The following is a 23,307-nucleotide window of genomic DNA, read 5'->3' as shown; positions in this document are numbered from 1 at the left end:
TAGTAATGGATTTTTTGGCGATAAAGATTATTATTTATTGTTAGATTATGTGTAAATTTGTCCCTTGTTATGACTCGAGAGTTTAGAATAATGCGCATCACGCTCGTTGGTGCTGTGGCCAACTGCCTGCTCACTATCGTCAAGATAGTGGCTGGCTTGATGGGGCATAGTGCCGCGATGATTGCCGACGGCATACACTCGCTCACTGACCTGGTGAGTGATTTTATCGTGATGCTGTTTGTCAAGATTTCGTCGCGCGACAGCGACAGTGACCACGAGTATGGCCACGGCAAGTTCGAGACCCTTGCCACATTGCTCGTGGGAGCTATCCTCATGCTTGTGGCGGTGAAGCTGTTTTACGGCGGCATGACCGATATCATAGCCTATGCTCGTGGCGAGGAACTCCCTGTGCCTGGCATGATTGCCCTTTACATGGCAGGGGTATCGATTGTGGTGAAGGAAGTTCTCTATCAGGTCACAGCCAGGGTGGGGCGTTCGGTAGATAGCCAGGCTGTGCTTGCCAACGCATGGCACCACCGCACCGACGCCATCTCGTCGGTGGGTTCGATGCTGGGCATTGCCGGTGCCATATTCATGGGGCACAGGTGGGTTGTCTTGGATCCGCTTGCCGGCTGTGTGATTAGTTTCTTCATCTTTGCCGTGTCGGTAAAGATGGTGAAAAATGCGGTGGACGAACTAATGGAGGCGTCGTTGCCGCAGGCCGAGCGCGACGAGATAGTCGAGATAATAGGCGGTGTGGCGGGCATAAACAACGTGCACGAGCTCAAGACGCGACGCAACGGGCGTGCTGTGATTATCGACGCGCACGTCGTGGTGAATCCCCACATCACGGTGCTCGAGGCTCACGAGATGACGTGCGTGGCCGAGCACAGGCTCCGGGAGCGGTTCGGAAGCGAGTCACACATATATATACATATAGAGCCGTCGGAAGATTCGCAGTGAACCTATGGGTTAGTGACTCGCGATAAGTGCGGGGCAACCGCATCAAATCAATGGGAAAATCCGGCTTAATCTGTGCTGTGCCCTCTGTGCCTTCGCTAAAAAAACAGATTTTTATATTTTCAGCTTATTTTCAGTGTATTTCAAGCGCAGCGCCACCATCTAAATACAGCCCAAGAGAAAAGGTGCTTCGCTTGAAATCAACTAAAAATTAACAAAAAAATTATTCTTTGTCAACATCCTCATGTTACACATCTTGAGGTGCCCGAGGGTGACAAGAACATCATCTTGAGCTTCCACTTCTACGAGCCCATGGTACTCACCCACAACGGTGCTCCCTGGACTCCCACAGGCAAGTACACGGGCAAGGTGAACTATCCTGGCGTGATCATCAGCCAGGAAGACTTTGACAAGCAGCCCGAGGAAATCAAGGAGCATATCCAGAAGTACACCAAGGAGTGGAACCGCGACACGCTGCTCGCTCTCATGGACGATGCTATCAATGTGGCAAAGAAATATGACCTGCAGCTCTTCTGCGGCGAGTGGGGCGTATATGAACCCGTGGATCGCGAACTTGCCTACACCTGGACACGCGACATGATCTCGGTGTTCAACGAGAACCATGTGGCATGGTGCACATGGTGCTACGACGCCGACTTCGGCTTCTGGGACCAGAAGAAGCACGCCTTCAAGGACGCCAAGCTTGTCGATATCCTCCTGGGCAAGGAGTAAGAACGGCGCCCTTTTAAGGACGGCCTGCGCGCCTATAGGGACGGCCTGCGCGCCTATTTAGGAATAAAGACTGCCCCCTACCAGAGGGAGCAGTCTTAAACTTTTAAACTCTTAAACTCTTAAACTCTTAAACTCTTAACAGTAGCCGGGTTTCTTGAGCAGGGTGAACATGTTGCGCTTGTAGGCCTCCACACCGGGCTGGTTGAAGGGGTTCACGCCGAGCATGTAGCCGCTCACGCCGCAAGCCTTCTCGAAGAAGTAGATTAACTGGCCCAGATAGCGCTCGTTGATGGCGGGGAGGTTGATGGTCATGTTGGGCACTCCGCCGTCGATGTGAGCCATTTTTGTGCCTTCCTGCGCCATGCTGTTGACATATCCCACGCGCTTGCCGGCGATGTAGTTGAGTCCGTCGAGGTCTTCGTCGTCGCTGGGAATCTCAACGGTGTGCTGCTGCTCGCCCACGGTGATCACTGTCTCGAAGATGGTGCGCTCGCCGTCCTGGATCCACTGTCCCATTGAGTGGAGGTCGGTAGTGAAGTCAACCGATGCAGGGAAGATGCCCTTGCCGTCCTTGCCCTCGCTCTCGCCGTAGAGCTGCTTCCACCACTCTGCGAGGAAGTGCAGGCGGGGATCGAAGTTGACAAGGATCTCAATCTTTTTGCCGTCTTGATAGAGCGCGTTGCGGGTGGTGGCATAGGTCATCACGGCGTCGTTGCTGCCCTTTTCCATCTCCACGGCGCCTGCTACGAGTGCACGCACGTCGTAGCCCTCAACGGCGATGGGAAGGAGTCCCACGGGAGTGAGCACCGAGAAGCGTCCACCCACGTTGTCGGGGATGACGTAGGTTGTGTAACCTTCTTGAGTGGCGAGGTTGCGCAGGGCACCGCGTGCTGCGTCGGTGATAGCCACGGTGTGCTCGGCAGCCCACTGCTTGCCCTCTTGCTGTTCAAGCATAGCCTTGAGCAGGCGGAATGCGATGGCAGGCTCGGTGGTTGTGCCGCTCTTTGAGATGACGATGATGCCAAACTTGCGGTCCTTCAAGAGGTCCATGAGGTCGTGGAGATAGTCCTCGCCGATGTTGTTGCCGGCAAAGAGGATGCGTGCTCCACGTGATTTCTTATAGGCTGCGAAGTTGTCGTTGAGCGCTTCGATCACGGCCTTGGCGCCGAGGTAGCTGCCGCCGATGCCTATGGCAACCACAAACTCGCAGTCCTGCTGCAATTTCTTTGCGGTGTTCTCGATGCTTGCGAGCATCTCCTCGTCGATAGACGAAGGCAGATTCACCCAGCCGATGAAGTCGTTGCCGGCACCTGTGCCTTGCTCGAGGGTGTCGAGGGCTGCGGCTGCGACGGGTTTCAATGCGTCGATTTTCTCACTTGCTAAATTTCCTAATACGTCTTTGTTGTCAACTGAAATAAATTTCATAACACTTATAGCTATTTGTTGTTAAATATTATTTTTTCTATATTATCTAGAGTTGCCGGTTGTGATTACTCACCAATAACTTTTTTGCGGAGTCCCCGCGCAGATTTCACTTTATAAGAACTGAAAGAAATTAAAATAATTGTAAGAAATTATTCTTCTGTCCTTCTGTTCTTTTGTCCAAAACCACAGATTATAATTTTTAGAAAGATGAAATTATTTTAATTTCTTTCAACTAAAAATCTGTGAGATCAGCGAGATCCGCGCGAGATAATCACCATTGGTGTTAAATTTCCTTAGTGAAAGCGCGGCGGCGCTTGTGCTGCTTGAAGTCAAAGTATTCCCATTGCTTCTGCACCTTGTCGTTGGTCTCAAGCTCGGGGTTGCTCTCGGCATAGACATAGCCGTTGTCAATGAAGTGGGGGACAAGATCGTTGAATATGAGTGAGTTCACGCCCTTGCTCTGGTACTCGGGCTTGACAGCGATGAGCATGAGATCCACGATGTCGTTCTTGCCCTTGAGTGCCTTGAGGAGGTGGTACCATCCTGTGGGGAACAGGCGTCCGCGGCTCTTGATAAGAGCCTTTGACAGCGACGGTATAGCGATGCCCACGCCTATGAGCTCACCGTCTTCCTTGACCACGAGAGAGAGGTCGTTGAGCGGGAGGAAGGGCAGGTACATGTTGATGTAGTGCTTGATTTGCTTCTCGCTCAATGGCGAGTAGCCGAAGAGAGTGTCGTAGGCCTCGTTGATGAGAGTGAAGATGTCGTGGCCATACTGCTCCTTAATCTGCTTGCGGCTAGTGCAGTGCACGTTGTCGATTTTATAGCGTGTCTTCACAATCTGTGCAATGCGTGACATTTTCTCGGGGGTAGCATCGGGTACCATAACCTTAAACTCAACCCAGTCGGCATCTTTGACAAATCCCAGTCGCTCCATGTGCTTGGGATAGTAAGGATGGTTGTAGATTGTGGCCTGGGTGCCGAGCTGGTCAAATCCCTCGACGAGCATTCCTTCAGGGTCCATATCGGTGAACCCGAGCGGACCGGTGAGGCAGGTCATGCCCTTGGCCTTGACCCACTGTGTTGCCGTGTCGATGAGTGCATCGACCACCTCGTTGTCGTCGATGAAGTCGATGAAGCCGAATCGTCCCTCCTTCTTGCCGTTGCGCTCGTTGACCACGCGGTTGATGATGGCAGCGATGCGCCCCACGGGCTTGCCGTCGCGATAGGCCATGAAATAGGCTGCCTCGCAGAAGTCAAACGCCGGGTTCTTCTTAGGGTCGAAGGTGTCGATGGCGTCCATCACCATGTCGGGGACATAGCACTTGCTGTCCTTGTAGAGCACGTCGATGGGGAAATGTATGAACTTGAGCAGGTTGCTCTTGGTGGGTGTGAGTTGCTTGATTTCTACCATGTGAAATAAAATGCGTGTTACTGGATTGCCTTGAGTTTATTGTTCTTGAGGTCAAACTGATAGCGTCCCTCAGAGGTGCGCATGTTGAGGATGCTGTTGTCGCTGTCGGCCCAGCCGATGTCGGTGGGTGTAGATTCGCTAGACGGCTTGTAGATGACGAAGTACTTGCGCGTGTCGAGGTTGAAGCCATAGACTCCGCCCTTGGTGTCGCTGAACACGGTGTAAGCGCTGTTCTTGATCGACTTGTGCTTGTCGTCGTTGTTGAAGATGGGCTTGTCGTAGGTCTTGGTCTTGGTGGTCACCTCCTGCCCGCTCTTGGCGCTTGTGATGGCCTCGTTGTTATCTACATTCCATTTGGTTGCAGCGTTGTCGGGGTCGTTGAGGGCTTTCTCCTCTTCCTCGGCCTCGCGGGCTTCTTCCTCGGCCTTGATTTCCTCCTCGGTGGGGAAGTAAATCACCTTGATGTTCTCGGCCTCTTGCTTGAGGAATCGTGCGGCGTTAGAGCTGATGGCCTGGAGGGGCTTGCCGTAGATGTACTGGCGTCCGTCGTCGCGGGTCTTGATGGTGCCGTCGTAGTCGATTATGGTGAGGTCCTTGCTGTGGATGTCAAAGAGTCCCAGCGACACGCGTCCTGTGCTGCCCTCGTGTGCGCCCTGTGGCATGTTCTTGTAGGCGAAGTACAGGTAGTCCTTGCCGTCGATCTGCACGGCGCGTGGCACTTGGCTCTCGCCGGCCATGAGCTCGGTGTTGTCAAATGTGAGCGAGCGTCCGTTGAGATACTTGGTGTCCATGAGCTCGAGGTGCCATGAGTTGCCGTTCTGGGTCATGCGGTAGATTTTGTAGAACGAGCGGTTGTTGGGCTCGTTGAGGAATGTGATGCCCATCACAGTGGCCTCTTTGCCGTCGGCAGCGGGAAATCCCACAGCGCAAGCGGTGTGGGCGCCGTCGCCCATGAAACTGCTGCGTCCCATCTCGGCGTTGAACAGTGCGAGGGGGTCCTGGCCGTTGATTGTGAGGCTAGAAGTGGAGTCGTTGGCCAGCGTTGAGGGGCGGTCTCGGTCGCTGCCTCCGTTGCACATGCGCAGGAGGAACAAGAGGATGATGACGCTCACGATGATGCCCACTCCCAGCATGACGTTGCGCTTGAAGTGAGAGTTGTCTTGCGCCTCGTTGTCGTTGTCATTGTCATAGTTGCTGTCGGGCGCGGGAGAGTCCTGTGTTGCTTTCTGCACTTGCCAGGGGTCCTCTACGGGCTTGGGCTGCGGTTGTGGCTGGGGCGGTAGCGGCTGGGCAACGGGACGCGGGGCTGCGGGCTGCTGCACAGCGGTTGCCGCTTCCCTTTCACGGCGCAGGCGGGCCTGGCGGTCGTTGAAGGTTTCGGCTTTCTCCATGTCATTCTTCACCATTTTGCCGCACATGGGGCAGAAAACGGAGTTGGCAGGGATGATGTTGTTGCATGAAGGGCAGTTGATCTCTTGCTTGAGAGGGGTGCCGCACTGGTTGCAGAATAATGAACCGTCAGGGACATTGTTGCCACATTTGGGACATTTCATAGTTGGAAATTATAAATGTTTTTGTGTCTGTTAATTTATCGCTTGAGGTGTAATGTAAAGTCCACACCACCTCTAAAATAACGCAAAGTTATATATTTATTTAATAAAAGACAATTAAAAAGTAATATATCGTGCAAAATCTAGTGCAAAAGTTTGCATTGAAGCAAAAAAATGGCGTAATTTTACAGATTCTATTTAATAACGACAGTAAATTATGAATACAAGAAAACGTGCAATAGTGGTAGGAGCCTCGTCGGGACTGGGCCTTGAGGTGGCAGTGCTGCTGGCTTCGCGAGGCTGGGCTGTGGGCGTGGCTGCACGCAGGCTGGACCGGCTGGAGGAATTGATGGCGCAGTGCGACGGCGTGGAGCAGGTTGCCGCTATCGATGTGACGGGCAGTGACGCGGGCGTGAAGTTAGAAGACCTCATTGAGCGCTTGGGAGGCATGGACTTGCTGTTCTATGCCTCGGGCGTGGGCAATCAGAACCGTGAACTCAAGGAAGAAATAGAACTGCGCACCGTGGACACTAACGCAATGGGGTTCACCCGCGTGGTGGGTGCCGGCTACCGTCACATGGCGAGGCAAGGACATGGTCACATTGCCGTGATCTCGTCCATTGCCGGGACAAAGGGGTTAGGTCCAGCCCCATCCTACTCCGCCACCAAGGCATTCCAGAACTGCTATATCCAGGCCCTAGAACAGCAGGCACGCTCGCGCGGACTAGACATCCGGTTCACCGATGTACGTCCGGGCTTTGTCGATACGGCCCTCTTGAATGACGGCAACCGCTACCCCATGTTGCTCTCCCCCACCCCGGTGGCACGGGAGATTGTGGCTGCGGTAGAAAGGCGTGAGCACGTGAGAGTGATAGACTGGCGTTGGCGCATAGTCACAGCACTGTGGCGCCGCATCCCCCGCTGCCTCTGGCGCCGTATGAAACTCTAAAACTAGATAAAAGGGACGGTTCTTTTTATCTAGTTTTAGTAGGTTTGAATACTTTTATTTTTAAAAATCGTTGCATCTGTGATTGGTATAGAATCATTCAAGATGTCATCTCGCCATTCTATTTCTATACCATTATAGTACATGTGTCTACCGGATATTGCATATCCATTCCTGAGATACCTAAAAGAGTCAGGGCTTGCGGTCTTGATTATGTAGTCATCATAAACGCATCCGCCATTTGATTCTGTATCCATGCATGTGTCACTAATGGGGCCATAAACATGGTTTTTGTCTTTTGCATAACATGTTCCTTGGCAAACCTTAAAAGTGCTCAGATCAACTTCTTTAATATAATATTGGTCGGTTATCTTGGACAGGACTTCATCATAAAAGTCCTTGTTAAATGTGCCCAAATAAACACGCCCGTCCACAATACAATATTCTTCGTTAACTACCTCTTTCAGGGGACTCACGTCAACCCATATCCCGTTATCCTCTATGTTATTGCTGTTGCAAGAACAAAAAAAAGTAATAAATAAAAAAATAATAGATAAATTCCTCATCTTTAAATTTTTGCTGATTTGTAATAATCTGTAAATATCTGCCAAAAACGTAAAAACTAGATAAAAAGAACCGTCCCTTTTATCTAGTTTTAGGCTTTATTTCCTTATGTTCTTGTAGAGTGTGGTGACTTTGTCGTAGAAGTTGTCGTAGTTGAGCTCGCGGTTGAAGTCGTCGTGGGCTTGCTGTCCCATTGCCTTTCTTGACTGGGGCTCGTCGATGAGCATCTTGATGGCTGCTGCGAGTTCATACTGGTTGCCGGGTGTGACGAGGATGCCGTTCTTGCCGTTGATGACATACTCGTGCTGCGCGCCGTTGCTGGTGCCTATGTGGGGCTTGCCTTGCATCATGTATTCAAGATTGGAGATGCCCAGCGCCTCGGGTGCTACCGATGGCAGGACGCCCATGTCGCACTGGCTGATGAACTTGGTGATGTTGTCGCAGAATCCCATGAGCGTGACGTTGCGCACGAGTTGGTTGGCAACGATGAATCCCTTTATCTCGGTTGTGAACTTGCGGCTGCCCTCCCCCATCACTACAAGGCGGTAGGTCTTGGGGTCGAGTTGTGTGATGGCTTTGAGCAGGACGTCGATGCCCTTGTCGTGCGACAGTTTGCCGTGATACATGATGAGCATCTGCTCGGGAGCGATGTTGAGGGTCTGCCTCAAGTCGGGCACCTGCGTGTCTTCGAGCAGCGGGTTGGGGAGCACGCTGTCGCGTATCACGCACGACTTGGTGACGTCGAGCTTGGGCGCGCTGCCTATGAACTCGTTGCGCGAGAGCTCGGAGGTGAAGATGAGGTGGTCTATCGAGTTGTAGATCTTGCGGTAGAGGTAGTTGGTGCGCGGGTGATAGATGCCGTGCACGGTCATGATGATGGTGGTGTTGCGGTTCTCGCTCACACGGCGTGCCCACACGGCGAGGAAGGCGTCGTGGAAGGTGTGCACGTGCACGATGTTGTGTCCCTTGCGCAGCTGGCGGGCGAAGCGCATGGGGCTATCGAGGTCGGTCATGCCCTTGAGGGGAAGGATTGATACGGGCACTTCGAGTTTCCTGAACTGCTCGAGCACTGTTTTGTTTTTCTTGCACACGACTTCCACGTAGAAGCGGTCGTCGTGACGCAGTCTTGAGACGAGGTCGTAGGCATATTGCTCTGCCCCACCCCAGGTTTTGCCTGATACTATATGGAAAACGTTGATCATGTCTAGTTTTTTTTAGGGTAATTGGTTGAGGAGTATGTTGGTGATTAGGTTAATGTCGGTAATGTCGGTGACTTGGTCCCCGTTCACGTCGGTGCTGGCGTTGGTGTAGTAACCGAGGTCGCCATTGAGCGCTGCGTTGACGACGAGGTTGAGATCCTCGATATCGACAATGTGGTCGTTGTTGACGTCACCAAGCAATGGTTGCTGGTAGCGGTTGGCGTCGAGGTAGCTCATGCGTTGCTCTATCCAGCTGGTGGCATATTGCAGTTCGCTGACGATGTTGAGTTCGCGGCCGTTGAGGTCGGAGTCGTGCGACCATCTTGCTTGCTCTCGTGCCACAGCGCCGCAGTCGGTGATTTCCTTGACGGCGGCAGTGTATCGCGCGATGAGGCTTTCGGTGCCGAGCACTCCCTGGCGCAGCTCGTTGTAGCGGGCGAGCGACTGCTTGTAGTAGATCGACGAGGGTCGCATGATGGCGGTGAAGATGGTGTTTCCTCCGCTGAACTTTCGCGTGGGCGACATGGTTGCGGGGTGGAAATCGGCGGGGTTCCAGTTGCCTCCCATGCTGGTGTCGAGGTCCCACACGGCCAGCGAGAGCATGGGCGATGCGGGGGTGTCGTAGGTGTACCAGTAGATGTTCTTGGCATAGTTGTCGATGCCCAGGATGGTCTGCAGGAATATCTCGTAGTCGATCATGACGGGCATGTCGAGGTAGGTGTGTGCCTTGAGGTTGAAGTCGGTCATCGAGGCTGTGTCGCAGAAGAGTATGGTCTGGCCCAGTGCGGTGCCGTAGTCGGTGGGGCTCACCTCGTCCAGTTCGGGGTATTTGGTCTCAAGGCCGTTCCACTCTTCCTGCGTGTTGTCGTAGGGGCTGAAAAGGTGGAACGTGGTGCATCCGGTGAGCGTCGAGGCTTTCCACAGCTGGCCGTGTATCTCGCCGGTGGTTTCGTCAAATTTCTTGAGTTTTAGCGTCTTGCGGTCCATTGCCTCGGTGAGGGCGTAGATGCCGGCATAGTTGCCGTTGAGAATCACCTCCACCTCGTGTCCGTCTACCCATGTCTTGGCCTTGGGCTCTTGGGCGGCGTGGTAGGGCTTTGTGGCAAAGTCTCGCCACAGCTCGGTGGCGACGCGGTTGCGCACACGCAGGAAATCCACTTGGGCGGCGTCCATGATCCAGCTGTTGTCGTTGCGCAGCCCGAAGAACTTGCGGTCTTGCTTCTCGCCGTTGTCATCGATGAACTTGAGGTGGTAGTTGCGCTTGTTCTTGCCGTCAACGTTGGTGGTGCCTCCGCGCCATTTCACGCGTGCGAGCATGGTCTCGTCGCTGTATCTGTCGGGGTCTAGCACCTGGACGGTTCCCTCGGCATAGTCATAGCCGAAGGTGCCGTTCATCACCACCACTGGCAGGTAGGTGAACGCAATCTTGCGTGCGACGGTGGTGCTGTCGTCCTGCATCTCGGTGATGGCCCATTGCTTGCTGCCGCTGATGCCGTCGAAGGCAAACGTGTCGCCGCTTGCGACATCGGTGCCGTCGATGTTGACGGTCTTGCCGCTAGCCAGCGAGTCGATGGTCACGACTGCGTTGAGCGTGTTGCCGAAGTGCGCGCGAGACACAGGGCACAGATAAGTGCCTGTGAGGCTGTCGAGAACTGCGGTGTGCCCGTCTATCAGGAGTTGGGCATGGCTTGCGACAACTCCTAGTGCCATAGCGCACAAGGCTGAGGTCAAGTGTTTATTTATCATTGCTGCTTTCGGTTGTTTGTAAAATTTTATTAATCATCGCGTTCACGTCGGCTATGTCGATGGTGCGGTCGCGCTTGACGTCAAGTTGGTAGTTATACACTTCGGGGAGCAAAGGTTGTCCCATTGTGTGCATGATTACTGCGTTCACGTCGACAACATCAATCGTTCCGTCGTTGTTGGTATCGCCCGCCTTGCGCTCGTTGAAGTAGTTCTTGTCGAGCCAGTTGAGTCGTTTTTCGAGCCAGTCAACCACAAATGGCGTCTCTCGCGCTAGGTCGGGTGTGATTCCCCACAGGTCTTTTGTCTGGTCCCAGCGGGTCATTTCTCTTGAAGCGGCTCCGCTGTCGTCAAGCATCTTCACAAAGTTGCGCACGCGCTGTGTGATGTTGTGTGTGTCGAACACGTTGCCACGCAGCTCGCGGTAGCGTGCGGCGCTTTTCTCGACAATGCTGTCCACGTTCCACATGATGAGTCGCTTGAACGAGTGGTCGAGATTGGGGCTGGAAATGATGTCGCGGTCGGGCGTGAGGTAGGAAGGGTGATACTCGTAGTTTTTCCAGCTCTGCCCCACGCTGGTGTCGAAGTCCCACACTGCAATGGTGAACTTGTTGCTTTCCTGCTTGTCATAGAGTGCCCAATAAGTGTTTTTGCCCAGGTTGTCGTAGGCATAAATCGTTTGCAGGAAGACGATGTAGTCGATTATCACGGGTATGTCAAGACGCTCGGCGGCGTGCTGGGCAAACTCTTCGTCGCTGCTCTCGGCAACGAATTGTATCAAGTCGCGCAGCGGGGCATAGTCGGTGGGGTTGACATCGCTGAAGTCGGGGTATTTCACTTCAAATCCATCCCACGTTTCCTGTGAGTTGTTGAAGGGTTTGACTTCGCGCATGAGTGTGCTGGTGGTGCGCATGTCGGTCTTCCACAGCATGCCGTGCAACTCGCCGGAGTCCTCGTCGGTCTTGGTGAGCTTGAGCTGCTTGCGGTCGATGGGCTCGCACATGTTGTAGTAGCCCTGGTACTCGCCGTTGCGGAACACTTCTACCATCTTGCCTCGCGACGCGTTGAGCGCCTTGGGCTCGATGTCGCAGTAGTAGGGCTTGCGGGCAAAGTCGAGCCACAGGTCGGTGAGGATGCGGTTGCGCACGCGCAGGCGGTCGATGGTGCCGGCGTCGAGCAGCCAGTTGTTGTCGCTGCGCAGGTCGTTGAAGAACTTGTAGTCGGTCTTGTTGCCGTACTCGTCTTCAAACTTGAGGTGGTAGTTGCGCTTGAGGTATTTGTCGGAGTTGGTGAGTCCGCCGCGGAACTTTACCTTGCATGGCGAGACGATGTCCTCGTCGGGCAGCAGCACGCTCACGGTGCCGGTGTTGTAGTTGTCTGTCTCTATCTTGCAGTCAATGACCACGATGGGCAGGAAGGTGAAGGCGATGTCTTGCTGCACGGTGTTGCCCTGCGTGTCGGTTCCGGCGATTTTCCATCGCTTGGTTCCGCTCACGTCCTTGAAGGTATAGGTCTTCCCCACTTCGTTGCCGTCGATGGTGAGGCCGGTAAGTCCGTGGTAGTCCACCGTGGCGGTGAAATCCTGGCCGAAGCGCTCCTCGGGCACCGAGAAGAGCCATGTGGCGGTGAGACTGTCGTTAACAGCTGTGCGGCCGTCGAGCTGCAGCTGTGCATGAGCGGTTGTGCAACCCATGAGGGCTGCGGCAATAATGGCGTATGATTTGTAAGATGCTTTCATTGTCACTTTTTATTTTCCTAAAATTTTATTGATCAGTAGGTTAACATCATTAACATCTACTGACAGGTCTCTCTTGACATCAAGTTTGTAAGTATATATTTCGGGCGCCGCTTGTTTCTTGCCCAGAAGATGCGATATGAGCATGTTGTTGTCCTTGATATCGACCGCTCCGTCGCCGTCGATGTCGCCAGCGGGCTGCTCGTTGTAGTAGTGCTCGTCGAGCCACTGCATGCGTTGTGTGACCCACTGCGTGATGTATTGCAGTTCGGCGTCGAAGTTGATCGATCGCCCGTTCAGGTCGCTGCATCTCACCCATCGCGCTTCCTCGCGCTGCGCGGCTCCGGCATGGCGCAGCATGTCGATGCACGACGCAAAGCGTGAGATGATGCTGTCGGTGCTCAACACGCCCTTGCGCAAGTCCCTGTAACGCTGTGCGGCGAGGGTGCTGAAATCATCTACGTTCCACTTGATGAGGCGCTTGAGGTAAACATCGACATTGCTGGTATAGGTGAACGCGTCGATGTCGGGCTTGAGGTAGGAGGGGTGGTACTCGTTGTTGCGCCAGCTCTGTCCCAGTGAGGTGTCGAGGTCCCACACCGCGGGGGTGATCATGGGGCCGTCGTTGCGGTCGTGCGTTGCCCAGTAGGTGTTTTTGCCCATGTTGTCATAGGCGAAGATCACTTGCAGCAAGATGGCGATGTCGCGCAGCACAGGCTCGTCGAGATATTCATGGGCATGCTTGTCGAACTCGGCGTCGGTGCTGTGTGCCACAAAATCCACCGCGTCGTGGAGCGTTGAGTAGTCGGTAGGGCAGAGGTCGTCGAAGTCGGGGTACTGCGTCTCAAATCCGTCCCACGTCTCCATGAAGTTGTCATACTGTGGCGCTGTGGCCATGCGTGTGGTCGTTGTGCGCTGCCCGGCCTTCCACAGCTGTCCGTGTATCTCACCGGTTTCCTCGTCGGTCTTGGCTAGTTTCATTTGCTTGCGGTCCATGGCTTCGCACATGTTGTAGATGCCCTGGTACTCGCCGTTGCGGAACAGCTCGACCATCTTGCCGCGCGACGCGTTGAGCGCCTTGGGTTCGACGTCGCTGTAATAGGGCTTGCTGGCAAAGTCGAGCCACAGGTCGGTGAGCACGCGGTTGCGCACTCGCATGTGGTCGAGCGTGCCGCCGTCGAGCAGCCAGTTGTTGTCGCTGCGCAGGCCGTTGAAGAGCTTGTAGTCCATCTTGTTGCCTTCCTCGTCCTGGAACTTGATGTGGTAGTTGCGCTTGAGATAGACGTGGCTGTTGGATGCGCTGCCGCGGTACTTGACGCGTGCCGGCGAGACGATGTCCTCGTCGGGCATCAGCACGGTCACGGTGCCGATGTTGTAGATGTTTTTCTCCACCACGCTGTTGATTTCCACGATGGGCAGGAACGTGAACTGGAGTTTGGTGCTTGCCGTCGAGCCGTCGGGCAGGGGAGCGGTGACGGTCCACGTCTTGGTGCCGTCGATTGCACTGAACGTGAAGCCGCTTCTAGCGCTCGCGCCGTTGATTGCTACATTCTCAAGGCCATTGAAATCGACCTGTGACACTGTGAGGTCGTGGCCGAAGCATTCCTCGGGGATAGAGCACAGGTGAGTGTTGGTGAGGCTGTCACGCAGAGTCATGCGTGAGTCCACCGTGAGTTGTGCCATCGAGGCATGGCCGCAGGTGACCAAGAGGGCGGTTGTGAGTATGTAGCGTTTAGGCATTTTCAAAAATTGCGGTCGCGATTAAATAAAATATCACACTATATAACGCACGTGTGCACGAAATATTGTGTAATAAGCTTGGTTTTTTTGCGGTCAAGATGCCAGAGCTGTGTTCTTGTGCGCACATGCGCACGCAGCGCGCCCACGCAACAACTCGGTAGTTATTGTAAAAACACGTAGGTTCTAGTTGTCTTGCTCCTCTCTGCCGCTAGGATAGGGGATTCACCTCGTCTCGCGCCATTTTTCAAGCATAGAAATAGCATAGAGGGGGTATATCTTGACGTGGCGTTCGGTGTCGTTGTCGGCAGTGTCGGTTTGAATGATTTCGCCGAAGTTTTCCAGCGAGCACCGCACAGCACTTGTGAGGTGCTTGTGCTTTCTTGTGTGAAGTTGTTGTCAGTCAAATATATAATTATCTTTTTTGATTTTTTCCAAACAAATAATTCTGCGTTTTTTGACATTTTCCAAAGAAATAAATCGACGTTTTTTGACATTTTCCAAAGAAAAAAGGAGGCCGAAGCCTCCTCTTGGGGTTGCGAAATCGCGATTTCACGTGAAACAATTAGCTCTCTTTGAAGAGGTCTTTGATGCCGCCTATCGAGCCCATGAGGTTTGTTGCCTCGTAGGGCATGTAAACGGTCTTGGTCTTGTCGCCGCTTGCCACTTCCTGGAGCATGTCGATGTACTTCTGTGCAATCAGGTAGTTAGCGGGGTTGGTTGAGCGTCCCACTGCTTCGGTGATCTTGTCGATGGCGATTGCCTCGGCCTCGGCACGGCGAATGCGTGCTTGTGCTTCACCCTCGGCACGTAGGATCTCGGTCTGCTTGTCGGCCTCTGCCTGGTTGATGCGGGCTGTCTTTTGACCCTCCGACTGGAGGATTGCAGCAGCCTTCTGACCCTCGCTGGTGAGGATGGTTGCACGCTTGTTGCGCTCGGCCTGCATCTGCTTCTCCATTGCCTGGAGTACGCTTTGCGGAGGTGTAATATCTTGTAACTCAACACGGTTTACCTTGATGCCCCATTTGTTGGTTGCGTCATCGAGCACTGCGCGCAGCTTGGTGTTGATAGTGTCGCGTGAGGTGAGGGTCTCGTCGAGTTCGAGCTCGCCGATGATGTTACGCAGTGTGGTCTGGGTGAGTTTCTCGATAGCGTTGGGCAGGTTGTTGATTTCATACACGGCCTTGAACGGGTCAACGATTTGGAAGTAGAGCAGTGCGTTGATTTGTGTCTGCACGTTGTCTTTGGTGATCACGTTCTGCTTGTCGAAGTCATATACTTGCTCGCGCAGGTCGATAGAGTTGGTGTAGTGATAGCGTCCGTTGGTCATGGTGATCATTGTCTTCGCGCGATCAACGAAGGGGATTATCACGTTGATGCCGGGCTTGAGTGTTGCGTGGTATTTACCCAGGCGTTCTACAATTTTGGTCTCGGATTGAGCGATGATGACAAGGCTCTTTTTCACGAGAACCAGCACCAGGAGTATGATTACTCCAAGAATGATAAATGTTGCTTCCATAATAATTAAATTGATAGAGGGATATTGTATATTCTTTATTTTTATTTTCTCTTTACTGTGATGATGATGCTGTCGATGCTCACCACTTCTACTAGTGTTCCTTTTTCGATAGCAAGGCCATCGGTTGACAGTGCTTTCCAGTCGTCGCCGTCGATAGCCACTCGGCCGTGGCCGTTTTCCTCGATGGTTTCACTCACTCGACCGGTACGGCCAATGATTGCGTCGGCGTTGCTTGCGCGATCCTCGGTTTTGTGCAGGTATTTCAATGCGACGGGTCGCACGAAGAACAAGCATGCCAGTGAGAGGATGGCGAAGACAATCACCTGGACGGTGAACGAGGTAAAGGGTGAAACGCACGCAACGAAAAATGCTGCGATGGAAAAACACATGATGAAGAAGTCGCCCGAGAAAAGTTCGAGGATGAGACACAACAGGCACACGAGTGCCCACAGTTGCCACATGTTGGAAAGGAAGTAGTCGATCATAGCTGTATGTTTTTTTGAATCTCTAAAATTAGTGTTTTTCTCTTGAATGTGCAAAATCTGTGCCAAAATTCGTGCAAAATTTACGTATAATGGTGCGGTTTGTGTCCAAATATTTAATTCTCAAGCAATGAAATACGGCCTAAACAATTGTTTTTCAGGCAAAAATGGCTTTTTGAAAAATCGTGCTTTTTTCATCAGAAAAATGAATTTTAAAAGTTTTTTGCTGTGAATGTGGAAAATCAAGCGAAAATCACTAACTTTGTATTTCATTGATTGGAAACGATGGTTGAAATAAATTTTATGACTCAAAATGTGCCCATGCCGGCACTTGACCTTGAACTGACCCGGAGATGGTTGGTCGAGGTGACCCGTTGCCATGATAGGGTGGTGGGGCGATTGTCTTATGTCTTCTGTGATGACGAGTACATCCTGGAGACTAATCGCAAATTTCTCAACCATGACTACTTCACCGACATCATCACGTTTGACTACACCAATCGCCGCCGCGTGTCGGGCGACATGGTTATCAGCCTCGACACCGTGAGGACCAATGCCGAGCTTTTCGGGCGTAGCTATGACGAGGAACTGCGTCGCGTGGTAGTGCACGGTGTGCTGCACCTGTGTGGCATCAATGACAAGGGACCCGGAGAGCGTGAAATCATGGAAATGCATGAGAATGAAGCTCTTAAATTGCTTGATGAACTCAATAATAATTGATCATGAGACTTGACTATGATGTGATAGTGATAGGTGCTGGTCATGCTGGTTGCGAGGCAGCAAGTGCTGCTGCGCGGCTCGGTTCACGCACTCTGCTCATTACTATGGATATGAACAAAATTGCCCAGATGAGTTGCAATCCTGCTGTTGGCGGAATTGCCAAAGGGCAGATAGTCAGGGAGATAGATGCGTTGGGCGGTCAAATGGGCATTGTCACCGACCGCAGCAGCATCCAGTTCAGGATGCTCAACCGCAGCAAGGGTCCGGCAATGTGGAGCCCTCGCGCTCAATGCGACCGCATGAAGTTTTCGGCCGAGTGGCGCGAGATATTGGAGAATACTCCTAATCTATATATGTGGCAAGACTCGGTCACTTCGCTCAAGATTGAGGGTGGGGTAGTGCAGGGTGTTGTCACTGCCATGGGTGTTGAATTTGATGCGAAATGCGTTGTGCTCACTGCTGGCACGTTCCTGAACGGACTCATGCACGTGGGCCGTGTGCAGCAGCGTGGAGGGCGCGTTTCGGAGCCCGCATCGCACGGAATAACCGAGCAATTATCGGCACTAGGCTTTGTCACCGACCGCATGAAGACGGGTACACCTGTTCGCCTTGACGAGCGTTCAATCGACTTCACTCACGCCGAGGTGCAGCATGGCGACACCGATTTTCACCATTTCTCTTACCTTCCTGGCGTGAGATCAGAGCTCAAACAGCGCCCTTGCTACATCGTTTACACCAACGAGAAAGTGCACGAAGTGCTGCGAGAAGGTTTGCCGGAATCTCCTCTCTATAACGGTCAAATCCAAAGTATTGGGCCTCGTTATTGCCCTAGTATTGAGACAAAAATCGTTACTTTTGCCGACAAAACCTCGCACCAGCTTTTCATTGAGCCAGAGGGCGAGACCACGCATGAGATGTATCTCAACGGTTTCTCGTCGTCGCTGCCGTGGCGCATACAGTTTGAAGCGCTGTCGCATATCCCTGCTTTCAGGGAAGTGCAGGCTTATAGGCCCGGTTACGCCATAGAATATGACTTCTTCGATCCTACGCAGCTCACTCACACGCTTGAGACAAAACACGTGAAAAACCTGTTTTTTGCCGGTCAGGTTAACGGTACCACCGGATATGAAGAAGCAGCCGGCCAGGGGTTGATTGCGGGTATTAACGCACATCAGAATGCGAGTGGGGGAGAGGCGTTCACCCTTGCCCGTAACGAGGCTTACATAGGCGTTTTAATCGATGATTTGGTGACAAAAGGTGTTGACGAGCCTTATCGCATGTTCACTTCTCGTGCCGAGCATCGCATCTTGTTGCGCCAGGACGACGCCGACATGCGACTCACCGAGCGAAGTTACTGCGTTGGGTTAGCCACGCAAGAACGCTATGACTTGATGTGCCGCAAGCGTGATTCTATCGAGGAAATCATTGCATTTGCGCGAGATTACTCGGTAAAATCGTCGATTATCAATCCTGAGTTTGAAAAACTCGGTCTTGCGCCGCTCAAGCAGGGCGCAAAGTTATATGATTTGATACTGCGTCCGCAGCTTAATATACTGTTGCTTGCTGAACTAATTCCTGATTTGAACGCTAAAATTCAGGCATTGGGAGATGATTTAAGGGATGAAGTTGTGGAGGCTGCCGAGATAAAGGTGAAATATAACGGGTATATCGCCCGTGAGCAAATGATAGCCGAAAAGTTAAATCGACTTGAATCGGTAAAGATAAAAGGCAAGTTTGACTATTCCAAGATACTCCAGATCTCGACCGAGGGACGCCAGAAACTTGAACGCATTAACCCCGAAACAGTGGGCCAAGCGTCGAGAATACCGGGTATTTCTCCAAGCGACATCAATATATTGTTGCTATTATTAGGAAGATAAGTGATAATTGTTTCATGTGGAACATTAAAGAATTATATTATGGACAAAGCGAAAATTGAGAAAGTGAAAAGCATTGTACGCAACGTTCCTGATTTCCCTATCAAGGGTATTCAGTTTAAGGACTTGACCACTGCGTTTAAGGACCCCGAGGCGTTGCGTATCATTTGTGACGAGACCTATGAGCTGTACAAGGACAAAGGTATCACAAAGGTTGTGGGTATCGAGTCGCGCGGTTTTATCATCGGAGCTGCGCTTGCAGTGAGACTTGGCGCTGGTTTTGTTCCCATCCGCAAGCCCGGCAAATTGCCTGCCGACACTATCTCGGTTGACTTCCGCAAGGAGTATGGCACCGACACTATCGAGATTCACAAGGACGCGATTGAGCCCGGCGACGTGGTTCTTATCCATGACGATCTGCTCGCTACCGGAGGCACTATGCTTGGCGCGCTTGAACTTGTTCAGCAGATGAATCCCTCGAAGGTGCACGTCAACTTCATCATTGGTCTTTCAGACCTTGGCGGCCGCGACCTTTTCCCCAAGGAAGTTGAGCTTACCACTTTGTTTGACTTTTAAATTTTATAATCAATATCAGGCGTGGGTGCCAACGGCATCTGCGCCTTTTTGCTATATCTAGTATTTTAACAAATCTAGAATATCTAGATTCCAATCCTATGACCGACGAACTGAAGTTAAAAATAAGCCTTCTCCCGGAGTGCCCTGGGGTGTATCGCTATTTCAACAGAGATGGCGTGATAATCTATGTGGGAAAAGCCAAGAACTTAAAACGTCGTGTCAATTCTTATTTCAACCGCGAGCACCAGGTGTATCGTACTAGTGTCCTGGTGAAGCACATCGTTGACTTGCAGTACACGGTTGTCAACACCGAGGAAGAAGCTCTGGATTTGGAGAACAGCCTTATCAAGGAATTTCAGCCTCACTACAATGTGCTGCTCAAGGACGACAAGAGTTACCCGTGGATATGCGTGACCAAGGAACTCTACCCGCGGGTCTATATCACACGCGACAAACTGAAAAGAGGGGCGAAGTATTACGGGCCATACCCAAAGACCGAAGTTGCCAAAGCGCTCGTGGATACCTTGCGCAAATTGTTTCCCTTGCGCACGTGCCAGCACAATGTTTCACGTGAAACGATTGACGGGCTGAAACACCGCTTGTGCTTGCAGTATCACATCAAGAACTGCGAGGGTTGCTGCCGCGGACTTGTGTCGCCCGAGAAGTATGGCGCTTATATAGATGAGGTGAGGCAAATCCTCAATGGCGATACCAAACAAGTGAGCGACTACCTGGTGGAACAGATGACATCGCTGGCGTCCCAATTAAAATTTGAAGAGGCTAACGAGTTGAAACGTAAGTATTTGCTCATGGAAAACTACCGTTCTCGCTCGGTTGTGGTGAGTCCCACGATACACAATGTGGACGCATTCAGCCTGCTGCGTGACGATAATTCGGTGTTTGTGAATTATATGCACGTGCGTAATGGTTCTGTGGTTCAGAGTCTTACGCTTGAATATAAACTGCAAGGCGCCGACGTTGATGCTGCCGACGAGTCGCTCATGGCGATGGCGGTGAGCGAAATCAGGACACGCTTTGCCGAGACCTACGAACGCGACCGCGTGCGCGAGATTCTGGTCAACGTGGTGCCCGATGTGGACTTTGCCGGAGTGGAGTTTGTTGTCCCGCAGAAGGGCGACAAGCGCAAACTCCTGGCCATCTCGATGAAGAATGCCGAGCAGTACAAGACCGACAAACTCAAAATGATGGAGAAACTCAACCCCGAGCAACGCGTCACGCGCACTCTCACCACGCTGCAACGCGATTTCCACCTCACGGCGTTACCTCACCACATCGAGTGCTTCGACAACTCCAACATCAGCGGGTCGTCGCCCGTGGCGTCGTGCGTGGTGTTCCGTGACGGCAAACCGTTCAAGAAAGACTATCGCCATTTCAACATCAAGACCGTTGAGGGACCCGATGATTTCGCCTCGATGCGCGAGGTGCTCATGCGCCGCTACACACGCTTGGTGGAGGAAGGCAAGGACTTGCCCCAGCTTGTGGTGCTTGATGGCGGCAAAGGCCAGTTGAGCGCCGCTGTGGAGGCTCTCGATGCCATCGGTCTGCGTGGCAAGATCTCGCTCATAGGCATTGCCAAGCGCCTTGACGAGATATATTTCCCCGGCGACAGCGTGCCGCTCTACATCGACAAGAACAGCGAGTCGCTCAAGGTGGTGCAGCGCCTGCGCGACGAGGCGCATCGCTTTGCCATCACCTTCCACCGCAAGCAGCGCAGCAAGTCGCAGATTCATAGCGAACTTGACGATATTAAAGGTGTGGGCGATGTTACTAAGAAGTTGTTGCTCAAGCAGTTCAAGAGCGTGAAACGTCTGCGCGAGGCTACGCTCGAAGACGTTGCCGCAGTAGTGGGCCCCGCCAAGGCGAAACTGGTGGTAGATGCGCTTGCCGAGGCCAAAGGATAAATTCCAGAGAATTATGAGATTAGTAATACAACGAGTCAAGCAGGCGTCGGTCACGATAGACGGCGTGCTGCACAGTGAGATAGGGGAGGGGCTTATGGTCCTTGTGGGTGTTGCCGAGGGCGACACTGCCGACGATGTGAAATGGCTGGCGGCCAAGACTGCCGCTATGCGCATCTTTAATGATGATGCGGGCGTGATGAACCGCAGCGTGGTCGATGTTGGCGGCGAGGTGCTTGCTGTGAGCCAGTTCACGCTCACCGCTAGCACGCGCAAAGGCAACCGTCCGTCGTATATCCGTGCGGCAGGACACGAGCTTGCGGTGCCACTCTACGAGGCCTATTGCGAGCAGGTGCAGGCACTGGTGGGTCGAGAGGTGAAGCGTGGCATCTTCGGCGCCGACATGCAGGTAGCGCTCATCAACGACGGACCGGTGACCATCATCATCGACTCCCGCCTGCGCGAGTAACCTCCCGCATCTCCCATAACTCCCACAGAGATTGTTCCTTTTACTGAAAGAAATTATCCAGAATAAAAAGAAATTATTTTTTCTCCTCTCTGTGCTTTTTATAGGAAAGGAGCTAAAAAACAAGAAAAACCGTTTTGCGAGCAATGTGTCTCTACGAGCCACTGATGCTTGTTGCGGCCTTGGCCTTATGAGAACAAGTTCTCAACGCCCAGTCCCGCAACAATCATCACCCTGCGGGATTGCTTGCTCGCAAAACCAAAAAACACCGCTTCGCTGAAAAACAGATTATTTTTATATTTTCAGCTTATTTTCAGTGTATTTCAAGCGCAGCGCCACCGCCTAAATACAACCTAAGAGAAAAGGCGCTGCGCTTGAAATCAACTAAAAATTAACAAAAAATTATTCTTCGTCAACATCCTCATGTTACACAAAAATGCTCGCAACACTATTCCTAGTGATGTCGTTTTTTGTCCTTTTCCCCCTCAATTTAGGCATAAAACCCTAATCCAATACTTCGTGAGAGATAAAAAATTTCTTCTAATTTCGGATAATTTCTTTCAGTAAAAAACCTCTGTGACCTCTGCGCCTTTGTGGGAGATAGAAAATTTCTTTTAATTTTGAATGATTTCTTTCAGTATAAGAAAATGAAGAGAGAGACACGCCGGCAGGACATGTCTCTCTCGGGATTTCGTAATATGCAATTACCGCATCACTTCACAATGATTTTCTTGCCGTTGTGGATGTATATGCCCTGCGTGGGGTTGCTCACAGGCTGGCCCTGCAGGTTGTAGTAGCGGTCATTGCCCTGCTTGCCGTCGGCCTTCACGTCGGTTATGGCTGAGACAATGTTGGACTTATATAATACGTTTCCGTTCAAGTCTGTTAAGCAATCAAGATAGTATATGATTTCGAATTCACAAGTACAGCGGCCCATCAAAGGATACAACAAGTCTCCGTGACAAGACAAATAATCGTAATCGACACCCACACCCTCAACGAATTTAAACACCTTGTCATGATACGTCGTGAATTGGTAACGTTTACAATCGACGCCTTGAATATCAATGTTCTCAAGGGCATGATAATCTATGAAATAGTGTTCCCAATTATTGATATACAGTTCTGAAGTATTGAAATCGTATATCAATTTAGCTTCATCATCATCACCCACATATTTGCGATAAACCTTCCTGTCCTCTTCACGCATCAATGCTACAAGTCCAGACTCTCCGGGTTCGGGAGATGACATATAACACTTCTTGAATGTTTTCCCATCCACAATAGTATCTCCCCTGAATTCGTAATAATAAGAAACATTCGGTTGTAGTTCCTCTAAACCATAATATTGCTTTACATAGTGCCATCTCACCCCCTCACGAACCAAGGGCAGATATCCTCCGCTCTGCGCCTGCGCTGCAATGCAAGTCGCCAGCAGTACCATTGCTGATAATAATAACTTTTTAATAATCAACAGATTAAATAAAATATCCATTAATATTATCACATCACTTCACAATGATTTTCTTGCCGTTGTGGATGTATATGCCCTGCGTGGGGTTGCTCACAGGCTGGCCCTGCAGGTTATAGTAGCGGTTGTCAGCTTTCTCGCTCTCAGCCTTCAAGTCTTTTATAGCAGCAAAAGGAGGTTCTGGGCGATAATCTTCTGATTTGAAAATCACGTTGCCATCCTTGTCAAGCACATGACTTAATGCAGAATAGTTATATATACTACATGTAGGC

20 protein-coding genes and 1 pseudogene are annotated in these 23,307 nt (G+C 51.9%); 8 read left to right on the top strand and 13 right to left on the bottom strand.

All coding sequences use genetic code 11. The features are described 5' to 3' along the window. Positions 1 to 69: 69 nt before the first annotated feature. Positions 70 to 963, top strand: a complete 894-nt coding sequence (locus ACKI3C_RS01705) for a cation diffusion facilitator family transporter (RefSeq protein ID WP_407401407.1) — start codon at positions 70 to 72, stop codon at positions 961 to 963. Between the two features lie 207 nt (positions 964 to 1,170). After that, positions 1,171 to 1,692, top strand: coding sequence for a cellulase family glycosylhydrolase (locus tag ACKI3C_RS01700; RefSeq protein ID WP_407401471.1), 522 nt, complete (start codon positions 1,171 to 1,173; stop codon positions 1,690 to 1,692). Positions 1,693 to 1,827: 135 nt separating this feature from the next. Here ACKI3C_RS01700 and ACKI3C_RS01695 read toward each other — a convergent pair whose 3' ends face one another. From ACKI3C_RS01695 to ACKI3C_RS01685, 3 genes are all read right to left on the bottom strand, one after another. Next, on the bottom strand, positions 1,828 to 3,117 hold the full coding sequence (locus tag ACKI3C_RS01695) for a glucose-6-phosphate isomerase (RefSeq protein WP_407401405.1): 1,290 nt from the start codon (positions 3,115 to 3,117) through the stop codon (positions 1,828 to 1,830). A 283-nt stretch (positions 3,118 to 3,400) separates the two neighbouring features. Then, the gene (locus ACKI3C_RS01690; RefSeq protein WP_407401403.1) at positions 3,401 to 4,531 is read right to left on the bottom strand and encodes an N-acetyltransferase; all 1,131 of its coding nucleotides are present in this window, start codon (positions 4,529 to 4,531) and stop codon (positions 3,401 to 3,403) included. A gap of 17 nt (positions 4,532 to 4,548) precedes the next feature. Next, entirely contained in the window at positions 4,549 to 6,084 is a 1,536-nt protein-coding gene (locus ACKI3C_RS01685) for a zinc ribbon domain-containing protein (RefSeq protein ID WP_407401401.1), read from the bottom strand. A 214-nt stretch (positions 6,085 to 6,298) separates the two neighbouring features. Between ACKI3C_RS01685 and ACKI3C_RS01680 the strand changes: the two genes are divergently transcribed. Continuing rightward, a complete protein-coding gene (locus ACKI3C_RS01680; RefSeq protein ID WP_407401399.1) occupies positions 6,299 to 7,030 on the top strand; it encodes an SDR family NAD(P)-dependent oxidoreductase in 732 nt (243 codons plus the stop codon). A gap of 35 nt (positions 7,031 to 7,065) precedes the next feature. Here ACKI3C_RS01680 and ACKI3C_RS01675 read toward each other — a convergent pair whose 3' ends face one another. The 8 genes from ACKI3C_RS01675 to ACKI3C_RS01640 form a co-directional block, all read right to left on the bottom strand. Beyond that, the gene (locus ACKI3C_RS01675; RefSeq protein WP_407401397.1) at positions 7,066 to 7,638 is read right to left on the bottom strand and encodes a DKNYY domain-containing protein; all 573 of its coding nucleotides are present in this window, start codon (positions 7,636 to 7,638) and stop codon (positions 7,066 to 7,068) included. A 51-nt stretch (positions 7,639 to 7,689) separates the two neighbouring features. Continuing rightward, entirely contained in the window at positions 7,690 to 8,793 is a 1,104-nt protein-coding gene (locus ACKI3C_RS01670) for a glycosyltransferase family 4 protein (RefSeq protein WP_407401395.1), read from the bottom strand. 12 nt (positions 8,794 to 8,805) lie between these two features. Beyond that, positions 8,806 to 10,500 carry a CotH kinase family protein gene (locus ACKI3C_RS01665; protein ID WP_407401393.1) on the bottom strand — a complete coding sequence of 565 codons (1,695 nt, stop codon included), beginning with the start codon at positions 10,498 to 10,500 and terminating at the stop codon, positions 8,806 to 8,808. 25 nt (positions 10,501 to 10,525) lie between these two features. Beyond that, on the bottom strand, positions 10,526 to 12,271 hold the full coding sequence (locus ACKI3C_RS01660) for a CotH kinase family protein (RefSeq protein WP_407401391.1): 1,746 nt from the start codon (positions 12,269 to 12,271) through the stop codon (positions 10,526 to 10,528). 9 nt (positions 12,272 to 12,280) lie between these two features. After that, positions 12,281 to 14,008 (bottom strand): CotH kinase family protein, encoded by a 1,728-nt coding sequence (locus tag ACKI3C_RS01655; protein ID WP_407401389.1) that lies wholly within the window; start codon positions 14,006 to 14,008, stop codon positions 12,281 to 12,283. Positions 14,009 to 14,230: 222 nt separating this feature from the next. Beyond that, entirely contained in the window at positions 14,231 to 14,362 is a 132-nt protein-coding gene (locus ACKI3C_RS01650) for a hypothetical protein (RefSeq protein WP_407401387.1), read from the bottom strand. A gap of 208 nt (positions 14,363 to 14,570) precedes the next feature. After that, entirely contained in the window at positions 14,571 to 15,524 is a 954-nt protein-coding gene (locus tag ACKI3C_RS01645; protein ID WP_407401385.1) for an SPFH domain-containing protein, read from the bottom strand. Positions 15,525 to 15,565: 41 nt separating this feature from the next. Then, complete coding sequence (locus ACKI3C_RS01640; protein ID WP_407401383.1) at positions 15,566 to 16,009, bottom strand: NfeD family protein; 444 nt, start codon at positions 16,007 to 16,009, stop codon at positions 15,566 to 15,568. Between the two features lie 282 nt (positions 16,010 to 16,291). Here ACKI3C_RS01640 and ybeY point away from each other — a divergent pair, with 282 nt between their 5' ends. From ybeY to dtd, 5 genes are all read left to right on the top strand, one after another. Then, on the top strand, positions 16,292 to 16,726 hold the full coding sequence (gene ybeY / locus ACKI3C_RS01635; RefSeq protein ID WP_407401381.1) for an rRNA maturation RNase YbeY: 435 nt from the start codon (positions 16,292 to 16,294) through the stop codon (positions 16,724 to 16,726). A 2-nt stretch (positions 16,727 to 16,728) separates the two neighbouring features. After that, positions 16,729 to 18,606 carry a tRNA uridine-5-carboxymethylaminomethyl(34) synthesis enzyme MnmG gene (gene mnmG, locus ACKI3C_RS01630; RefSeq protein WP_407401379.1) on the top strand — a complete coding sequence of 626 codons (1,878 nt, stop codon included), beginning with the start codon at positions 16,729 to 16,731 and terminating at the stop codon, positions 18,604 to 18,606. A gap of 39 nt (positions 18,607 to 18,645) precedes the next feature. Further along, positions 18,646 to 19,179: an adenine phosphoribosyltransferase gene (locus ACKI3C_RS01625; protein WP_407401377.1), complete on the top strand. Its 534-nt coding sequence runs from the start codon at positions 18,646 to 18,648 to the stop codon at positions 19,177 to 19,179. Between the two features lie 98 nt (positions 19,180 to 19,277). Further along, complete coding sequence (uvrC, locus tag ACKI3C_RS01620) at positions 19,278 to 21,101, top strand: excinuclease ABC subunit UvrC (protein ID WP_407401375.1); 1,824 nt, start codon at positions 19,278 to 19,280, stop codon at positions 21,099 to 21,101. Positions 21,102 to 21,114: 13 nt separating this feature from the next. After that, on the top strand, positions 21,115 to 21,567 hold the full coding sequence (gene dtd / locus ACKI3C_RS01615; protein WP_407401373.1) for a D-aminoacyl-tRNA deacylase: 453 nt from the start codon (positions 21,115 to 21,117) through the stop codon (positions 21,565 to 21,567). A gap of 709 nt (positions 21,568 to 22,276) precedes the next feature. Here the strand turns inward: dtd and ACKI3C_RS01610 are convergent. Continuing rightward, a complete protein-coding gene (locus tag ACKI3C_RS01610) occupies positions 22,277 to 22,816 on the bottom strand; it encodes a hypothetical protein (RefSeq protein ID WP_407401371.1) in 540 nt (179 codons plus the stop codon). Positions 22,817 to 23,072: 256 nt separating this feature from the next. After that, positions 23,073 to 23,307: pseudogene (locus ACKI3C_RS01605) on the bottom strand (hypothetical protein); the annotation flags it as partial.

The organism is Sodaliphilus sp. (assembly GCF_045598405.1).
GTDB lineage: Bacteria > Bacteroidota > Bacteroidia > Bacteroidales > Muribaculaceae > Sodaliphilus > Sodaliphilus limicaballi.
The sequence above is the reverse complement of the archived record's forward strand: the minus strand, read 5'-3'. Positions and strand labels throughout refer to the sequence as shown.